General features: G+C 66.2%; 17 protein-coding genes. 5 read left to right on the top strand and 12 right to left on the bottom strand.

What is annotated here, in order from left to right; translation table 11 throughout:
- The first annotated feature begins 263 nt into the window (after nt 1–263).
- Nucleotides 264–1,622, top strand: a complete 1,359-nt coding sequence (dnaA, locus tag AC07U1_RS03580) for a chromosomal replication initiator protein DnaA (protein WP_495177414.1) — start codon at nt 264–266, stop codon at nt 1,620–1,622.
- Between the two features lie 100 nt (nt 1,623–1,722).
- Here the strand turns inward: dnaA and AC07U1_RS03575 are convergent, their stop codons facing one another.
- From AC07U1_RS03575 to secB, 5 genes are all read right to left on the bottom strand, one after another.
- Complete coding sequence (locus AC07U1_RS03575; RefSeq protein WP_187140108.1) at nt 1,723–2,409, bottom strand: DUF4136 domain-containing protein; 687 nt, start codon at nt 2,407–2,409, stop codon at nt 1,723–1,725.
- Nucleotides 2,410–2,644: 235 nt separating this feature from the next.
- Nucleotides 2,645–3,496 (bottom strand): hypothetical protein, encoded by an 852-nt coding sequence (locus AC07U1_RS03570; protein ID WP_495177415.1) that lies wholly within the window; start codon nt 3,494–3,496, stop codon nt 2,645–2,647.
- A gap of 106 nt (nt 3,497–3,602) precedes the next feature.
- Nucleotides 3,603–4,601, bottom strand: a complete 999-nt coding sequence (trpS, locus tag AC07U1_RS03565; protein ID WP_495177416.1) for a tryptophan--tRNA ligase — start codon at nt 4,599–4,601, stop codon at nt 3,603–3,605.
- Nucleotides 4,602–4,604: 3 nt separating this feature from the next.
- Nucleotides 4,605–6,197, bottom strand: coding sequence for a murein biosynthesis integral membrane protein MurJ (murJ, locus tag AC07U1_RS03560; protein ID WP_495177417.1), 1,593 nt, complete (start codon nt 6,195–6,197; stop codon nt 4,605–4,607).
- Between the two features lie 141 nt (nt 6,198–6,338).
- Entirely contained in the window at nt 6,339–6,851 is a 513-nt protein-coding gene (secB, locus tag AC07U1_RS03555; protein WP_056347085.1) for a protein-export chaperone SecB, read from the bottom strand.
- A gap of 272 nt (nt 6,852–7,123) precedes the next feature.
- On the opposite strand from secB, the gene AC07U1_RS03550 reads away from it, so the two are divergent.
- From AC07U1_RS03550 to AC07U1_RS03540, 3 genes are read left to right on the top strand one after another with little or no spacing between them, the layout of a single operon-like run.
- Entirely contained in the window at nt 7,124–7,789 is a 666-nt protein-coding gene (locus tag AC07U1_RS03550; RefSeq protein WP_492735494.1) for a Tim44/TimA family putative adaptor protein, read from the top strand.
- A gap of 17 nt (nt 7,790–7,806) precedes the next feature.
- Nucleotides 7,807–9,132: a murein transglycosylase A gene (gene mltA / locus AC07U1_RS03545; protein ID WP_495197646.1), complete on the top strand. Its 1,326-nt coding sequence runs from the start codon at nt 7,807–7,809 to the stop codon at nt 9,130–9,132.
- A 2-nt stretch (nt 9,133–9,134) separates the two neighbouring features.
- Nucleotides 9,135–9,704 carry a Smr/MutS family protein gene (locus tag AC07U1_RS03540; protein ID WP_495177419.1) on the top strand — a complete coding sequence of 190 codons (570 nt, stop codon included), beginning with the start codon at nt 9,135–9,137 and terminating at the stop codon, nt 9,702–9,704.
- Here AC07U1_RS03540 and dapE read toward each other — a convergent pair.
- Nucleotides 9,701–10,834 (bottom strand): succinyl-diaminopimelate desuccinylase, encoded by a 1,134-nt coding sequence (gene dapE, locus AC07U1_RS03535; RefSeq protein ID WP_495177420.1) that lies wholly within the window; start codon nt 10,832–10,834, stop codon nt 9,701–9,703. The two genes, AC07U1_RS03540 and dapE, sit on opposite strands and share 4 nt — an antisense overlap.
- Nucleotides 10,835–10,936: 102 nt before the next feature.
- Here dapE and AC07U1_RS03530 point away from each other — a divergent pair, with 102 nt between their 5' ends.
- Entirely contained in the window at nt 10,937–11,404 is a 468-nt protein-coding gene (locus AC07U1_RS03530) for a cupin domain-containing protein (RefSeq protein ID WP_495177421.1), read from the top strand.
- Here the strand turns inward: AC07U1_RS03530 and AC07U1_RS03525 are convergent.
- From AC07U1_RS03525 to rnpA, 6 genes are all read right to left on the bottom strand, one after another.
- Nucleotides 11,401–12,039, bottom strand: coding sequence for a hypothetical protein (locus AC07U1_RS03525; protein WP_495177422.1), 639 nt, complete (start codon nt 12,037–12,039; stop codon nt 11,401–11,403). The genes AC07U1_RS03530 and AC07U1_RS03525 overlap by 4 nt on opposite strands.
- A 62-nt stretch (nt 12,040–12,101) precedes the next feature.
- Nucleotides 12,102–12,773 (bottom strand): glutathione S-transferase family protein, encoded by a 672-nt coding sequence (locus AC07U1_RS03520; RefSeq protein WP_187140070.1) that lies wholly within the window; start codon nt 12,771–12,773, stop codon nt 12,102–12,104.
- Between the two features lie 45 nt (nt 12,774–12,818).
- The gene (gene yihA / locus AC07U1_RS03515; protein ID WP_056344802.1) at nt 12,819–13,478 is read right to left on the bottom strand and encodes a ribosome biogenesis GTP-binding protein YihA/YsxC; all 660 of its coding nucleotides are present in this window, start codon (nt 13,476–13,478) and stop codon (nt 12,819–12,821) included.
- Complete coding sequence (gene yidC / locus AC07U1_RS03510; protein WP_495177423.1) at nt 13,475–15,226, bottom strand: membrane protein insertase YidC; 1,752 nt, start codon at nt 15,224–15,226, stop codon at nt 13,475–13,477. The genes yihA and yidC overlap by 4 nt, the downstream gene beginning before the upstream one ends.
- Before the next feature lie 33 nt (nt 15,227–15,259).
- Nucleotides 15,260–15,472 (bottom strand): membrane protein insertion efficiency factor YidD, encoded by a 213-nt coding sequence (yidD, locus tag AC07U1_RS03505; protein WP_056344795.1) that lies wholly within the window; start codon nt 15,470–15,472, stop codon nt 15,260–15,262.
- 157 nt (nt 15,473–15,629) lie between these two features.
- Entirely contained in the window at nt 15,630–15,968 is a 339-nt protein-coding gene (gene rnpA / locus AC07U1_RS03500; RefSeq protein ID WP_495177424.1) for a ribonuclease P protein component, read from the bottom strand.
- Nucleotides 15,969–15,970 lie beyond the last annotated feature (2 nt).

Here is a 15,970-nt window from a genome sequence, read left to right as displayed (position 1 = left end):
ATGCCGCGCTCTTGATAGACTCCGCCTCGCCTGCCTAGACAGGGACGTCATCGGCCTTCGCCGCTGGCCGCCACATCACATGATTCGCCTTCCTTCGCTGCTCGCGCGGATAGGAAGTCTGCGCCCTGCGTACGGGTGCTTGGGGATCGGTGCGCGCGGTCGCGGCGTGGCTGCCGGGGGGCACGGCGATGGCGCGATGCGATTGGGGGACAGGTGTGATTTCAGACGGGGAGAGCTATGGCCAAGGCGGCGGACAAACGGCGATGAGCGGCGATGCCGCGACGCTGTGGCCGCGCGTGGCCGAAGGCCTCCGCCGCGACCTCGGCGTGCGCACCTTCGACCATTGGCTGAAGCCGGTGCGTTTTGCCGACTATTGCGCCCTGTCGGGCGTCGTGACGCTTGAGGCGGCGAGCCGCTTCTCGGCCAACTGGATCAACGAACGTTTCGGCGACCGGCTCGAACTCGCGTGGCGCCAGCATCTGCCCGTCGTGCGCAGCGTTACTGTGCGCGGCGCCAGCGCGGGCGCCGAGCGCGCCGCGATCCTTGCCCAGCCGCCGCTCCCGACCTTCGAGACTCCCGCCCCGGCCGCGAATCCGGCGCTGCTCGGTTTCGACCCGCGCCTGTCGTTCGACCGCTTCGTCGTCGCGCGCTCGAACATCCTCGCCGCCAACGCCGCGCGCCGCATGGCGATGGTCGAGGCGCCGCAGTTCAACCCGCTCTACCTCTGCTCGGGCACCGGCCAGGGCAAGACCCACCTGATCCAGGCGATCGCGCAGGATTATGCCGCGGCGCACCCGACCGCGACCATCATCCTGATGTCGGCCGAGAAGTTCATGCTTGAATTCGTCGGCGCGATGCGCGGCGGCGACATGATGGCGTTCAAGGCGCGGCTGCGCGCTGCCGACTTGCTGCTGCTTGACGATCTGCAGTTCGTGATCGGCAAGAATTCGACGCAGGAGGAACTGCTCCACACGATCGACGATCTGATGACTGCGGGCAAACGCCTGGTGGTCACCGCCGATCGCCCGCCGGCTATGCTCGACGGGGTCGAAGCGCGGCTGTTGTCGCGGCTGTCGGGCGGGCTCGTCGCCGATATCGAGGCGCCCGAGGACGACCTGCGCGACCGCATCATCCGTCAGCGGCTCGCCGCGATGCCGATGGTCGAGGTGCCCGACGATGTCGTCGCCTATCTGGTCAAGCATTTCACCCGCAACATCCGCGAACTCGAAGGCGCGCTCAACAAATTGCTCGCTTATGCCGCGCTCACCGGCGCACGGCTCGACCTCGCGCTCGCTGAGGACCGGCTGGCGGAAAATGTCCGCAGCGCGCGCCCGCGCATCACGATCGACGAGATCCAGCGCGCGGTCTGCGCCCACTACCGGCTCGACAAATCCGAAATGTCATCGAAGCGCCGTGTCCGCGCGATCGCCCGCCCGCGGCAGGTCGCCATGTATCTGGCCAAGGAACTGACGCCGCGCTCCTATCCCGAGATCGGCCGCCGCTTCGGCGGGCGCGACCATTCGACGGTGATCCACGCGGTCCGCACGGTCGAGGCGCTGCGCGTCAGCGACAGCGAACTCGACGCCGAAATCGCCGCGATCCGGCGCAGCCTCAACAGCTGATCCACAGACATATCCCGGACTTGTCCCCGGGATTATCCACAAACAAAAGGCCCGCCGTCCGGATGGAAGGTGGGCCTTTTTTGACCGTTGACCGGCGGGCTCAGCTCTTTTCGGGCGGTGCCACCGTGATCCGCACCTTCTCGCCCGAATTGCCGGGAAAGCCGGTGAACATCGCCTCGACCAGGTTCGGGACGATCGCCTGCAGATTATTGTCGCGCGACTGCGCTTCGGCGCGGCCCTCGAACAGGCGATAGCCGTCCGACGCGCGGCTGATCTGCAGGTCGAGCCCGCTGGTATAGACGGTGAAGCTCTCGACGTCGTTATAGCCGAAGCCCGGCCCGAAGCCGCCCCACAGGAACGGGTCGCGATAGCCATAGACGAAACGGCGCCCGCCGCGGCCGGTAACGACCACCGGACGATAGAAGCCGCGGCCATAGCCGCCGTACCAGGGGTCGCCAAAACCCGGCGTGCTGCGCACTCGTTCGCGGCCCTTGTCGATGTCGTAACCCATGCGCACGACCATGTCGGGGCGTTCGCCCGGCGCGGCGGGGCGATATCCGAAGCGCGTCAACTCGCCCGCGACGAGGTTGGCGTATTGGCCGAACTCGATCCCGCCGGCGAGTGCGGGGTTGCCCGCCTCAACGATGAAGCTCTGACCCTGCGGCGCGGGAAGCTGGGTCTGGAAGCGCGCCACGTCGGCCTTGAAGGGCGTGGCGCAGCCGGCGATCGCCAGCGTCGCGGCGGTCAGCGCCGCGAGGCTCAACCGGCGGAAATTCATCTTGTTCATCATCGTCTTGGCTCCGTGAGTCGGTGCACGCAAAGGCCGCTCGTTATAGTATGACTATGCCGAGGCGGCTTAACCTTGATTGAACTCGCTTCATCGCACGACGGTTCAACACCCGATATGGGGCCAGTTCTATCGAAAACAAGGATTTTACCGCCCGAACAGGCCGCTCGCGCAAAGATTCGGTGGGACAGTTCCGGCGCGGCATGGGCGGCGTTCGGTCCCGCGACCCTTGCCCTCAACCCGTCTTGTCGGCGTCAAGCATCGCCTGGTGCGCGGCGCGAGCGGCGGCTTCGGCTTCGCGCGCGCTTTCGGCATCCGCCTTGGCCCTCTCCGCCTCCGAAACGGCCTGGGCCAGTTCCTCGCGGCGCAGCGCGGCCGCTTCAGCCGCCTTCGTCGCCTTGTCCCTGGCTTTGGGGCTGCTATCCTTCGCTGCTGCGGTTTCCGCGCTTTTCGCCTTTGCATCGGCCTTGACCGCCCGCTTTTCCAATCCGGCCCGGATCGCTTCGGTCGACGACAGGCGATAGGGCATCACGTCGCCCAGCTTATGGCAATATTGTGCCAGCGGTTCGACGAACGTCTCGCGCGGGACCAGCGTTAGTTCGGACAGGCGCCATTCGCCCAATTTGCGGCCGAAGGTCGCGACATAGGTTCCTACCAGCCGACCGCCGATGTCGCGGAGCCGCCATTGGCCACGCGCCGAACTGCCGTCGCCGGCGCGAACGAACGATATGTCTTCGAGGCGGCGGCCTGGCCCCGCAAACGGGTCGCGAAGAGCGGACAGCTCAGTCATTCCGCGCGGGGCTTGGCCGGCGGCGGTCCAGCGGCTCTTCTTGTCGAGATGAAACTGCACGCCGACATTGGCGGGCTCACCCGCAGCCACGCTGGCCCAATAGGCTTGCATCACCCGGGTTGCCGGTTGCCGCGCCTCGGCGATTTCTGCTTCGGGCATCGGTGTGCCCGACATGCACGCCCGTTCCTGCAACGCCGCTTGCTGGCGCGACATCATGTCGCCGACCATCAATCCGATCCAGGCTTGCGCCGCGGCCGGTCCCGGTACGGCGGCGAGCAGCAATACGCCGACTGCCATTGATCGCCTTGCCCAATAATATGATTGCAAACCCCGTCCCCCTGTCGCTCCCGACCTCCCTAATGGCAGGCACATCGCGGACGTCAAGCGGGACCGGGCATCAAGCTCAGCGGCACAGCCCCAGCGCGGCATAGGCCGCGTCGAGCGTCGGCTGTGCCAGCGCTTTCGCCCTTGCCGCGCCATCCTCCAGCGCCGCGTCGATCGCCGCCGTGTCGGCCTTCAGCGCGTTCAGCCGCTTCGCTATCGGGGTCAGCGTTTCGACCAGCAGCTCGCCGAGCGCCGGCTTGAACGCGCCAAAGCCTTGTCCGCCGAACCGGGCCAGCACCGAATCGACGCTCTCGTCGGCCATCGCCGCATAGATCGACACCAGATTCTTCGCTTCGGGCCGCCCTTCGAGTCCTGCGGACTCCGACGGCAGCGGCTCGGCGTCGGTCTTCGCCTTGCGGATCTTCGCCATGATCGTCTCGGCATCGTCGACCAGGTTGATCCGGCTCGCGTCGCTCGGATCCGACTTCGACATCTTCGCCGACCCGTCGCGCAGGCTCATAATCCGCGCCGCCGCCGGCGGGATCGTCGCATCGGGCAGGGTGAAGGTCTCGGTCCCGGTGTCGAGGTTGAACTTGGTTGCGACGTCGCGCGCGAGTTCCAGATGCTGCTTCTGGTCGTCGCCCACGGGGACATGCGTGGTCTGGTACAGCAGCACGTCGGCCGCTTGTAGCACCGGATAGGCGTAAAGCCCGACGCTCGCGCCCTCGCGGTTCTTGCCCGACTTTTCCTTGAACTGGGTCATCCGGTTCAGCCAGCCGATTCGCGCGGTGCAGAACAGCAGCCAGCCGAGTTCGGCATGCGCGGGCACGCGCGCCTGGTTGAACAGGATGGCCTTGGCGGGGTCGATCCCCGCCGCGATCAGCGCCGCTGCCATCTCGCGCGTGTTCGCGGTCAGCGCGGCGGGGTCGTTATGGACGGTGATCGCGTGCAGGTCGGCGAGGAAATAGAGCTTCTCGCCTTCCATCTCGTCCTGCATGCGCACCCAGTTGCGGATCGCACCCAGATAATTGCCCAGGTGCAAATTTCCGGTGGGCTGGATGCCCGACAAGGTCCGCATGATCTATTCCTCTGTAAGCGCCGGTTTGGCGCGCCGCCGCGTCAGCATGGCGATCAGATCCTTGTCAAGCGCGCCGACCAGGAAAGCGGCGGCAAAGAAGGTCACGCCACCGACCGCGCACAGCGCACCGAGCGACCCGATCCGCTCGATTACCGACCCAGCATAATAGGCCTGAAGCTGCGGCATCAGCCACCACAGCGCCGCCGCCATCCCCGCGACCGCGACCAGCTGGCGCAGGATGCGCCCGCCGAGCCGTGCGGTGAAGTGGAACCAGCCGCGTCGGTGCAGGATGATATAGAGTAACAGGCAGTTGATGGAGGCCGACACCGCGGTCGCCCCGGCGAGGCCGACGATCCCATAGCGTTCGACGACATAGAGGTTGATCGCGATATTGACGATCAGCGAGGCGAGGGCCGTCCAAACCGGGGTGCGCGTATCCTCGCGCGCGAAGAAGCCGGGGTTCAGAATCTTGACGATGACATAGGCGGGCAGGCCCGCGACCAGCGCGACGACGATATTCGCCATCAGCGCGCCATCGGCGGCGGTGAACTTCCCCCCGACGAAAAAGGCGGCGGTAAAGGCGGGGGCGCAGATCGCGAGCGCGGCGGCGGCGGGCAGGGTCAGCAGCGTCGCGATCTCGAACGCATTGGCCTGCAGCCTTTGGGCCTCGGCGCCGTCGTCGCTGTGGATATGGCGCGCGAGCATCGGCAGGATCGCCGTGCCCAGCGCGATGCCGACGATACCGAGCGGCAACTGGTTCAGCCGGTCGGCGAGCTTGAGCAGGGTCAGCGACCCCTGCGGCAGACTGGTCGCGAAGAAGGTGTCGACGAACTGGCTGATCTGGTAGATTCCGGCACCAAAGGTCGCGGGCAGGATCAGCATGCCCAGCTTCTTCACCTCGGGGGTGACCTTGGGTAGGCGGATGTGGAGTTTCAGCCCAGCGCGCCGCACCGACCACCAGAGATAGGCGAGCTGGGCGACCCCCGCGAGTGCGACCGATATCGCGAGCGCGAGCGCGACGATACGGTCGTCGCCGCCCGGTCCGCGGAACTCGGCACCGATCAAGATGCCCGCGATCAGCACGATGTTGAGCAGCACCGGGGCCGCCGCGCCGGGCGCGAAACGCGAGCGCGCGTTGAGCAGCCCCGACAGCATCGCGACGAGGCTGATCAGCCCGAGATAGGGAAAGGTGATGCGGCTCAGGAAGACGGCGAGTTCGAACTTGCCGGGCACCGTCTGATATTCGCGCGCGAGCAGCCAGACGATCCCCGGCATCACGATCATCGCGACGGCGGAGAAGATCAGCAGCACCCACAGGAACAGCGCGAGCACATCGTCGGCAAATTTCGCAGCCGCTTCCTCGCCGCCCTCTCCGTGCAGCGCGCGGCTGTACATCGGCACGAAGGCGACCGAAAAGGCGCCCTCGGCGAACAGCCGGCGAAAGGTATTGGGCAGGGTGAAGGCGAGCTGGAAGGCGTCGGCCGCGAGTCCCGCCCCGAGCACCCGCGCGAGCAGCATGTCGCGCGCGAAGCCGAACAACCGGCTGACCATCGTCAGCCCGCCGATCGTCCCGACGCTCTTGACCAGGCTGCTCATGCGGCGCGCCCGGCGAGCGTGGATCTGCGATCCATAGACTGCGTCATTGCGAGCGAAGCGAAGCAATCCAGAGCGGTTTTGGGCCGCACTGGATTGCCGCGGGCCGTCGGCCCTCGCAATGACGATGGTTGTTCAGCGCGATCAGGCCTGCCCGACCGGCGCTTCGCCGGCCTGTTCGGCCGCGATCTGCTGCGCTTGCTGCTGAAACAGGCCGTGGAAATCGATGGGTTCGAGAAGCAGCGGGGGGAAGCCGCCGTCGCGCACGACGTCCGCGACGACCCGGCGTGCGAAGGGGAACAGGATGCGCGGCGCTTCGGCAAGGAAGAAAGGCTGGAGCTGGTCGTCGGGCACGTTGCGCACGCCGAACAGTCCCGCATATTTCAGCTCGACGACAAAGCCGACCAGCTCGGCATTCTTCGAGGTGATATCGATCTTCAGCGACACTTCGAACAGATTGTCGCCGACATTGTCGGCACCGATGTTGAACTGGACGTCGACCTGAGGCGCGTCCTGCACCTGATAGATCGCGGGCGCATTCGGATTCTCGAACGACAGATCCTTCACATATTGCGAGATCAGGCCGATCGCAGGCAAATTGTCTTCGCCGTTCGAAAGGGTTTCGGGGGTGAATTCGGGCGTGGTGTCGTCGGCCATGTCGGTCTTGCTTTCCCTGTCGTCTTCATCTGGCTCCCGCGGCGCCATAATCGGTCGATCCGGCGGCACGGGCGATTGCGGCGCCGCTTAGCAGTGGCGGACCGCCAGCACAATGGGCGCCCATAGGGAGCCCCGGGGGGCGTGCCCCGCAACCGCTTCGGCGTGGCAGGCGTTGACCTCCCGCATGGCGGCGGCCATGGACATTTGAAACATGGCCGCCGATAGCCTATGTAACGGTTCGACTTTTTGATATTCATATTGGACTTCAGCCCGTGACAGCCATTTCGATCGTCCTGCTCGCCATGATTGCCGCCTTTCTCGGCATGCGGCTCTATTCGGTGCTCGGCAAGCGTACGGGCCACGAACAGGAACCCGTGCTGCCGCGCCGCGACGACCGTGCCGCTCCCGCACCGGTGCGCCTCGACGATCCCGAAGCGCCCCCGGCGCCGCAGGGCGCCGCCGACACCGCTGGCCTCGTCTACGAACCCGCCGCCGAAGCCGGGCTGCGTGCCTTGCTCGCGACCGACCGCAGCTTCGACGCCGGCCGTTTCATGGAGGGAGCCGAGGCGGCCTATCGCATGATCCTCGAGGCTTTCTGGACCGGCGATCGCGACACGCTGCGTGACCTGTGCGATCAGGACAGCTACGAAGGCTTCGTCGAAGCGATCGCGGCGCGCGAGGCGCGTGGCGAACGGCTCGACAACCGCCTTGTCGGTATCGATTCGGCAAAGATCACGGCGGTCGAACTGTCGGGCGGCGAGGCACGCGTCACCGTCCACTATCGCGCCGACATCAGCGCGATCACCCGCGATGCCGAGGGCAATATGATCGCCGGCTCGATGATCGATGCGCGCGAGACCAACGACCATTGGACCTTCCGCCGCGCGATCGGCAGCAACGATCCCAACTGGCTGCTCGACGAAGCCGAAACCGCCTGATTGCGATGCCCGGCCCCGTGATCACCCGGGCGCTGGGATTCGCCCTCCTCGCCATCGCGCCCGCGCTGTCGGCCTGTTCGTCGGTGATTCCCGATGCGGGCGGTGGCCGTGTCGAAACCACGCCGCGCCCCGCGCCTGCGCCAACCCCGTCGCCTGCGCCCACGCCGACGGGTTCCACACGCCCCTACACCCCGCGCCCTTCGGAAAGCGGCACGGTCGCGGCGAAACCGATTCCCGCGACGCCCCGGGCCACGCTTGCCGCGCCGCCCGTGCCCGCGAGCGCGACCACCGCCGCCGAAGCCGGGGCGATCGCCGGTCCCGAATATGCCGATCTCGGCATCTCTGCGTCGCAGGCGAGTGCGGCGCTTGCGGCCTTCCGCCTCAGTTGCCCCTCGGTCATGCGCCGCGCCGACGTCAGCGGCCTGACTCAGAACGCCGACTGGAATGACAGCTGTAACGCCGCGAAAGACTGGCGCGACAGCGACGCTGCGGCCTTTTTTACCCGCTATTTCGGCACCGTACAGGTCGGCGCCGGCACCGCCTTCGTCACCGGCTATTACGAGCCCGAAATCGCCGGATCGCGCACCAAGCGCACGGGCTACGACATCCCCATCTATCGCCGCCCCGCCGACCTGATCGATGTCGATCTCGGCCAATTCTCGGACGACCTCAAGGGCAAGAAGATTCGCGGCCGGGTCGAGGGCAGCAATTTCGTGCGCTATTACGACCGCGGGGCGATCGAGCGCGGCGCCCTCGAAGGCCGCGGACTCGAAATCGCCTGGGCTGCGGACGCCGCCGAATTCTTCTTCCTGCAGATCCAGGGTTCGGGCCGCCTGCGCCTTCCTGACGGCGAAGTCATGCGCATCGGCTACGACACGCAGAACGGTCGCGACTATGTTGGCATCGGCAAGCTGCTCGCCGATCGCGGTGAACTCAAGTCGGGCCAGACCTCGATGCAGGGCATCCTCGACTATCTGCGCGCCGACCCGGTGCGCGGCGCCGCGGTAATGAACGAGAATCCCAGCTGGGTCTTTTTCCGCGAGATCGTCGGTCCCGGGCCCCTCGGTGCGCTCGGCGTGCCGGTAACGGGACGCAGCAGTGTCGCCGCCGATCCCAAATATACGCCGCTCGGCGCCCCTGTCTTCCTGTCGCTCGACCGCGCCGAACCGAACGGCCTGTGGATCGCACAGGACACCGGCGGCGCGATCAGGGGCGCGAACCGTTTCGACAGCTTCTGGGGCGCCGGCAACGACGCGCGTGCGATTGCCGGCGGCATGGCGGGACGCGGCTCGGCGTTGCTCCTCCTGCCGCGCACCAGCATCGCGCGCCTCATCCGGCGCTGACGATGGCTCGCCGGCTCGCCCCCGACGAGTCGGCGCTCTGGAAAAGGGTGGCAGCGACGGTCACGCCGATTGCCAGACAGTCCGTCCCGCTCGCCCCCGCCGCCCCGCCGACGGTCAAGCCGCCCAAGACGCCGCCACGCACCGTCGCACCCCCCGCCGCGCGTCCACCCGCGCCGCTCCCACCGCCGCGCCGCATACACAGCGTCGCGACGCTCGACGGCCATTGGGACCGCCGCTTGCGCAAGGGGCTCGTCCGCCCCGACATGAGCATTGACCTCCACGGCCACACGCTCGGCTCGGCGCAGGCCTTGCTCGACGAGAGTATCCACCGCGCGCTCGTCCGCGGGGCACGCGTGCTGCTCGTCGTCGCGGGGCGCCTGCGCCCCGGCGCCGACCGCCTGCCGCAGATGCACGGCGACCCGCGCCCGCGCGGTGCGATCCGCGCTTCGCTCCCCGACTGGCTCGCTTATTCGCCCCACGCCGACCAGATCGTCGCGCTCCGCCCCGCGCATATCAGCCACGGCGGCGCGGGCGCGGTCTATGTCATCCTGCGCCGCAGCCGCGACGACTAGGCAAAGGCGCGCATCAATATCCCGCGATAGATGGCGGTGAGTGCATGCAGGTCCGCCACCGCGACCGCCTCGTCGAGCTTATGCATCGTCGCATTGGTCAGCCCGAATTCGACCACCGGGCACAGCGCGTGCAGGAAGCGCGCGTCGGAGGTGCCCCCCGTCGTCGACATTTCGGGCACGATGTCGGTCTCGGCATGGATCGCTTCGGCGACCAACCCCGACAAATCGCCCGGCGGGGTCAGGAACGCCTCGCCCGACACCTTCCCCAGCACCTTCGCCTTCGGTGCGACGCCCTGTGCGATCCGCTCGATCATCGCGATCAGTTCGGCGCCCTTGTGCGCGTCGTTGAAGCGGATCGACAGCCGCGCCCGCGCCGACGCCGGGATGACATTGGTCGCACCGTTGCCGACCTCGACGTCGGTGAACTCGATGTTCGACGGCTGGAACCAGTCATTGCCCTCGTCGAGCACCACGGCGTCGATCGCCGCCATGATCCGGACCAGCTTGGGGATCGGATTGTCGGCGAGGTGCGGGTAAGCGACATGCCCCTGCGTCCCAGGCACGTCGATCCAGATATTGACCGACCCGCGCCGCCCGATCTTGACCATGTCGCCGAGCCGGTTGACCGACGTCGGCTCGCCGACGACGATCATGTCGGGCGTCACCCCGCGCCCCGCCATATGCTCCATCAGCGCGCGGGTGCCGAAGATCGCAGGGCCCTCCTCGTCGCCGGTGATGAGCAGGCTGATCGTCCCCGCCTCGACCGGCGTCGCCGCCGCCGCCGCTACGAAGGCCGCGATCGATCCCTTCATGTCGACCGCGCCGCGCCCGTAGAGCAGCTCGCCGCGCACCTCGGGCGCGAACGCATCGCCGGTCCAGCCCACCCCCGGCGGCACGACGTCGAGATGCCCGGCAAAGCCGAAATGCCGCGGCCCCTTGCCTTTGCGCACCGCCAGCAGATTCTCGACCGGCCCGTCGGGCTCGATCCCGTCGATGAAGCGCTCGACCGCGAACCCCAGCGGGGTGAGCGCCGCCTCGAGCACATCGAACACCGTGCCAGTGGCCGGGGTGACGGAAGGAGCGGCGATCAGCGCCTGGGCGAGGTCCACGGGGTCGATGCTATGGGTCATGGCGCTCCCTTACCCGTTCGTGTCGAGCGAAGTCGAGACACGTTGGCGCGGGCGCATCTCGACTTCGCTCGATGCCAACGGCAGAAGGGAAGCGGAGGACCCATGCCCAAGCTTGATCTCGACGCCATCCCGCAAACCAACGCGACCGGCTATCCCGCGCCCTATGATGTGGCGGTGCAGGGCCGCTGGTACCGCCGCCTCGCGCCCGTCACCGGGATCGACGATTTCGCCGCCAGCCATGTCGTGCTCAAGCCCGGCGCGATGTCGTCGCAGCGCCACTGGCACGACGGCGAGGACGAGATGGTCATCATGATCGCGGGCGAAGCGATACTCGTCGAGGACGGCGGCCGCTGGCCGATGCGCCCCGGCGACATCGCGGTCTGGCCCAAGGGCAGCACCAACGGCCATCATCTCGTCAACGAGAGCGAAAGCGACTGCATCCTCGTCGCGCTCGGCGGCGGCAAGAAATATGATACCGGCGGGGGCTATTCGGATATCGACATGCTGTTCGGTCCCGACGGTTATTTCCACAAGGACGGCACGCCCTATCCGGCCAAGCGGATTCCCTAGTCGACCCGGAACCCCGTCATCACGAAGGTCGACGGCGCGGTCGCATAGACGCCGTGTCCGCGCGCATTCGACGACCCGAACACCAGCCCGATCCGCTCGATGTCGGCGAGCGCGTCTTGCATCGCGCCCGGATTGTTCGCCGACGGCTGCCCCAGCACCGAAATCCATTGCGGATCGTCGAGTGCTACGCTGATTTCACCCACCCCCGGCGTCAGCTCGCGCACCGTCGCCGATGGCGCGTACCAGCGATAATATTGATAACGCCCCTTGGCGTTCCAATTGTCGCCCCGCCGCTGGAGATAGAGCGACACCGTCCCCACGCGGTCGGGGTTCGCCTGCGGTACGAAGCGCGTGCCGGGCTTCGCGTCGATGCGGTAACGCACGACGATCCGCGATTTGCCCACCAGCGATCCGGGGCGGAAGGTCACATAATGGACATGCCCCGCCGCCTTGCTCCCGACGGGGAAGTCGAACGACCAGCCGTCGCGCTCGGGTTTCGGCGCCAGGGGCATGCCAACCGAATAGTTTTTCCCGCGAATGATCGGGCCGATTTCCCACTCCGATGCAGTGGGGGCGGCGGCGGTCACGACGGCTGCGCTGAGCGCGAGGACGGAAGCGATAAGCGTGCGTTTCATGGACAGCGTCTACCGCGTATCCGGCACCCTGCGCTGAACGCCGCGTTCATCGCGTTGAAACCTCAGCCCTCCGCCGGCCCTTCGAACTTCTCGATCACCCAATCCTCGGCCTGCGCGCCGCCGATCCATTCCTGCATGTGCGGATGGCTGATCACCGCCTGGCAATAAGGCAGGGCAAAGCGCGGCAGCGGGATCGAATAAGTGATGAAGCGCGTCACCACCGGCGCGAACATCATGTCCGCCGCGGACCAATCGCCGAACAGAAAGTCCCCTTCGCCGCCGAAACGCGCGCGCGCTTCAGCCCAGATCTGGATGATGCGGACCACGTCGGCCTGCACCTCGGGCAGCAGGTCACCCGCCGGATAGATACGGCGGATATTCATGCTGTGGTTGCGGCGCAGCGCGGCGAAGCTCGAATGCATCTCGGCCGCCATCGACCGCGCCATCGCGCGCGCCGCGATATCGGTCGGCCAATAGCCGCGCTCGCCGCCGGTCTTTTCGTCGAGATAATCGACGATCGCCAGGCTGTCCCAGACGACGATATCCTCGCCGTCCCACAGGATCGGCACCTTGCCTCCCGACGGCGCGAACTCGTCGCCCTCGCGCCGGTTCGACCAATCCTCGTCGTACAGCGGGACGGTGACTTCTTCGAACGGCAGCCCGCTATGCTTGGCCGCCAGCCAGCCGCGCAGGCTCCAGCTCGAATAGGCCTTATTGCCGATGAACAGTTTCATGGCGTCTCCCTCTTTTCCTCTCCCTCAAGGGGAGCGGAGCGAAAGTCAAACCTCCACCGCCTCCAGCACCGCGGTGCGCAGCTCGGCGATGCCCATGCCCTTTTCGCTGCTCGTCACGATCACTTGCGGGTGCGCCGCCGGGTGCTTGCGCGCTTCAACCTCGGTCGCCGCCAGTACCGCAGCGAGTTCGGTCGCCTTCACCTTGTCGGCCTTGGTCAGCACGATCCGGTAGCTCACCGCTGCGGTGTCGAGCATCTCGAGCACGTCGCGGTCGACCTCCTTGATCCCGTGGCGGCTGTCGATCAGCACCAGCGTGCGTTTCAGCACTGCGCGCCCGCGAAGATAGTCGTTGATCAGGAAGCGCCATTTCCTGACGACATCCTTCGGCGCCTTGGCAAAGCCATAGCCGGGCATATCAACCAGCCGGAAAATCAGCGGCTCGCCGACGTCGAAATAGTTGAGCTCCTGCGTCCGCCCCGGCGTTACCGAGGTGCGCGCCAGATTGTTGCGGTTGGTCAGCGCGTTGAGCAGCGACGACTTGCCGACGTTCGAGCGGCCGGCAAAGGCGATCTCGGGCATCGACGGCGCGGGCAGATGTTCGAGCGCCGGCGCCGATTTCAAAAAGGCGATCGGCCCCGAAAACAGCTTGCGCGCGCGTTCGGGGCGTTCGGGATCCGTCCCGGGTGCGGGTTGCTCGTCGCTCACTTCGCGACCGCCGTCCTCAGCGCCGGGAACTTGCTGTACATATATTGCTGCTGCGCGATCGACAGGATGTTGTTGGTGATCCAGTAGACCAACAGGCCCGCCGCGAAGGGCGCCATGATGAACATGAACATCCACGGCATGATCTTGAACACCTGCGCCTGTACCGGGTCGGCCGGGGCGGGGTTCAGGCGGAACTGCAGCCACATGGTGATACCCAGGATCACCGCCAGCACGCCGATGCTCAGCAGTGACGGCGGGGTGAAGGGCAACAGGCCGAACAGGTTCAGGATATGCGCCGGGTCGGGGGCCGACAGATCCTTGATCCACAGCACAAAGGGCTGGTGACGCATTTCGATCGTCAGCATCAGCACCTTGTACAGAGCGTAAAAGATCGGGATCTGGATGACGATCGGCAGGCAGCCCGCGAGCGGATTGATCTTCTCGTCCTTATAGAGCTTCATCAGCTCCTGCTGCTGCTTCTGCTTGTCGTCCTTATGTTTTTCCTGCAGCGCCTTCATTTTCGGCTGTACCAGGCGCATCTGCGCCATCGAATGGAATTGCCGCTGTGCGATCGGGAACATCAGCAGGCGGATGATCAGCGTCAGCGCCATGATCGCGACGCCGAAATTGCCAACCTGCTTGAACAGCCAGTCGAGCAGTTTGAAGATCGGGATTTCGAAGAAATCGAACCAGCCCCAGTCGATCGCATGCGACAGGCGGGTAACCCCCTCCTTGTCGGTATAATTCTCGAGCACGCTCACTTCCTTCGCACCGGCGAAGATCCGGCTGGTCGTGCTGCTCTGCTTGCCGGGAGCGATCTGCGTATAGGGGCGTGCAAAAAGGGCCCGGTAATTGTCCGCGGCGGTCGCGGCGAGCGACGCGGTGACACGTTCGCCCTTGGCCGGAATGACCGCGGCGAGCCAATATTTGTCGGTAAAGCCCAGCCAGGCGGCCGACCCATATTTAAACGCTTCGCCCTTATCGATATCGGTGTAGTCGACGTCGAATTCCGACTTGTCGTCGACGAAACCGGTCGGGCCGATGTGATTGGTCCAGCTCGTCTGCTCGTGCGGGTCGGTCGGCTTGCCGAGGCGATCGATCAGCGCAAAGCTGCTGGCCGTCACCGGCGCCGCGCCGGTGTTGGCGATGGTCTGTTTGGCGGTGATCAGATAATCTTTGTCGACGCTGTATTCGATACGGAAATTCTGCCCGGCGCCGTTGTTCCAGCTCAGCGTGACGGGCGTCGTCGGGGTCAATCTGGTACCGCTCGCGGTCCAGACGGTGGTCGGACCCGGAACCGCGACGCCTTGCGCCGACCAGCCGATGCTGGCGAAATAGGCGGCCTTGGTGCCGCCGGGCGCGAACAGGCGCACCGGCGGCGCGTCCTTCTTGATCGTCTGGCGATATTTGGTGAGCGTGATGTCGTCGATGCGCGCGCCGACCAGGTTGATCGACCCCGCCAGCTTCGGCGTTTCGATCGGAATGCGTTGACCTTCGGCCAGCACCGTTTCTATCGGGCGCAGCACCTGCATCGCGGGCGCGGCCGGGACGCCCGGAGCGGCAGCAGGCTGGCCCGGCAGGGCGGGGTCCGCCGTCGCGGGGCCGACTGCGGCCGTCGTCCCGGCGACCGTCTTGGTCACATCGGGCTTGTCGGGGGTCGGAAAGAATTTCTCGGAGACGAAGTTCCACCCCAGCAGGATGGCTGCCGACAGCAACAATGCCGTGATCCAGTTACGCTTGTCGTCCACGCCGGTTGGTCTCTCTTCGTGTCTAATCAGGGATTATGGTACGGGGTCATAGCCGTGGCCGCCCCAAGGATGGCAGCGCAATAGCCGCTTTGTCGCGATCCAGCCACCCTTGATCGCGCCATATTTCTGCAGCGCATCGATCGCATAGGCGCTGCACGACGGGGCATAGCGGCAGGTTGGGGGCAGGATTCGCGACGGGCCGAGTTGCCAGCCGCGCGCGATCAGGATGAGCAGTTTGGCGATCATGCGGAAAGCCCTGAAAACTGCGCAACTTCATTCGCGAATCGCGCTTTTTCCTCTTCGTGACCCCGGACTTGATCCAGGGTTCCGCTCAGCAACGTCCAAAAGCGGGACCCTGGATCAAGTCCGGGGTGAGGACAGGGAAGAACGGAAGCCGAAGGCTTCATTTCGCCAGCTTCTTCGCGGCGCGGCGCAGTGCGGTCGTCAGTTGCTCGTCCAGATCGGCAAAGACGATGTCGTTGCCGCCGGGCCGGCCGATCAGCACATGATTGGCCCCCGCGATTCCCGATTCAGGCAGCGCGGCGCGGCACAGTGCCCGCAGCCGGCGCTTCATCCGGTTGCGGGTGACGGCGTTGCCGACCTTCTTGCTGACGGTATAGCCGATGCCGATGCCGGCATCTTCGTCGCCGCGCGGAAACACGAGCAGGACGAATCCGGGCATAGGAAAGCGAAGGCCGCGGTTGGCGGCCAGAAATTCGCTGCGTTTACTTAAGGTTCGCACCA

The organism is Sphingopyxis sp. GW821-FHT02C12 (assembly GCF_059421785.1).
The sequence above is the reverse complement of the archived record's forward strand: the minus strand, read 5'-3'. Positions and strand labels throughout refer to the sequence as shown.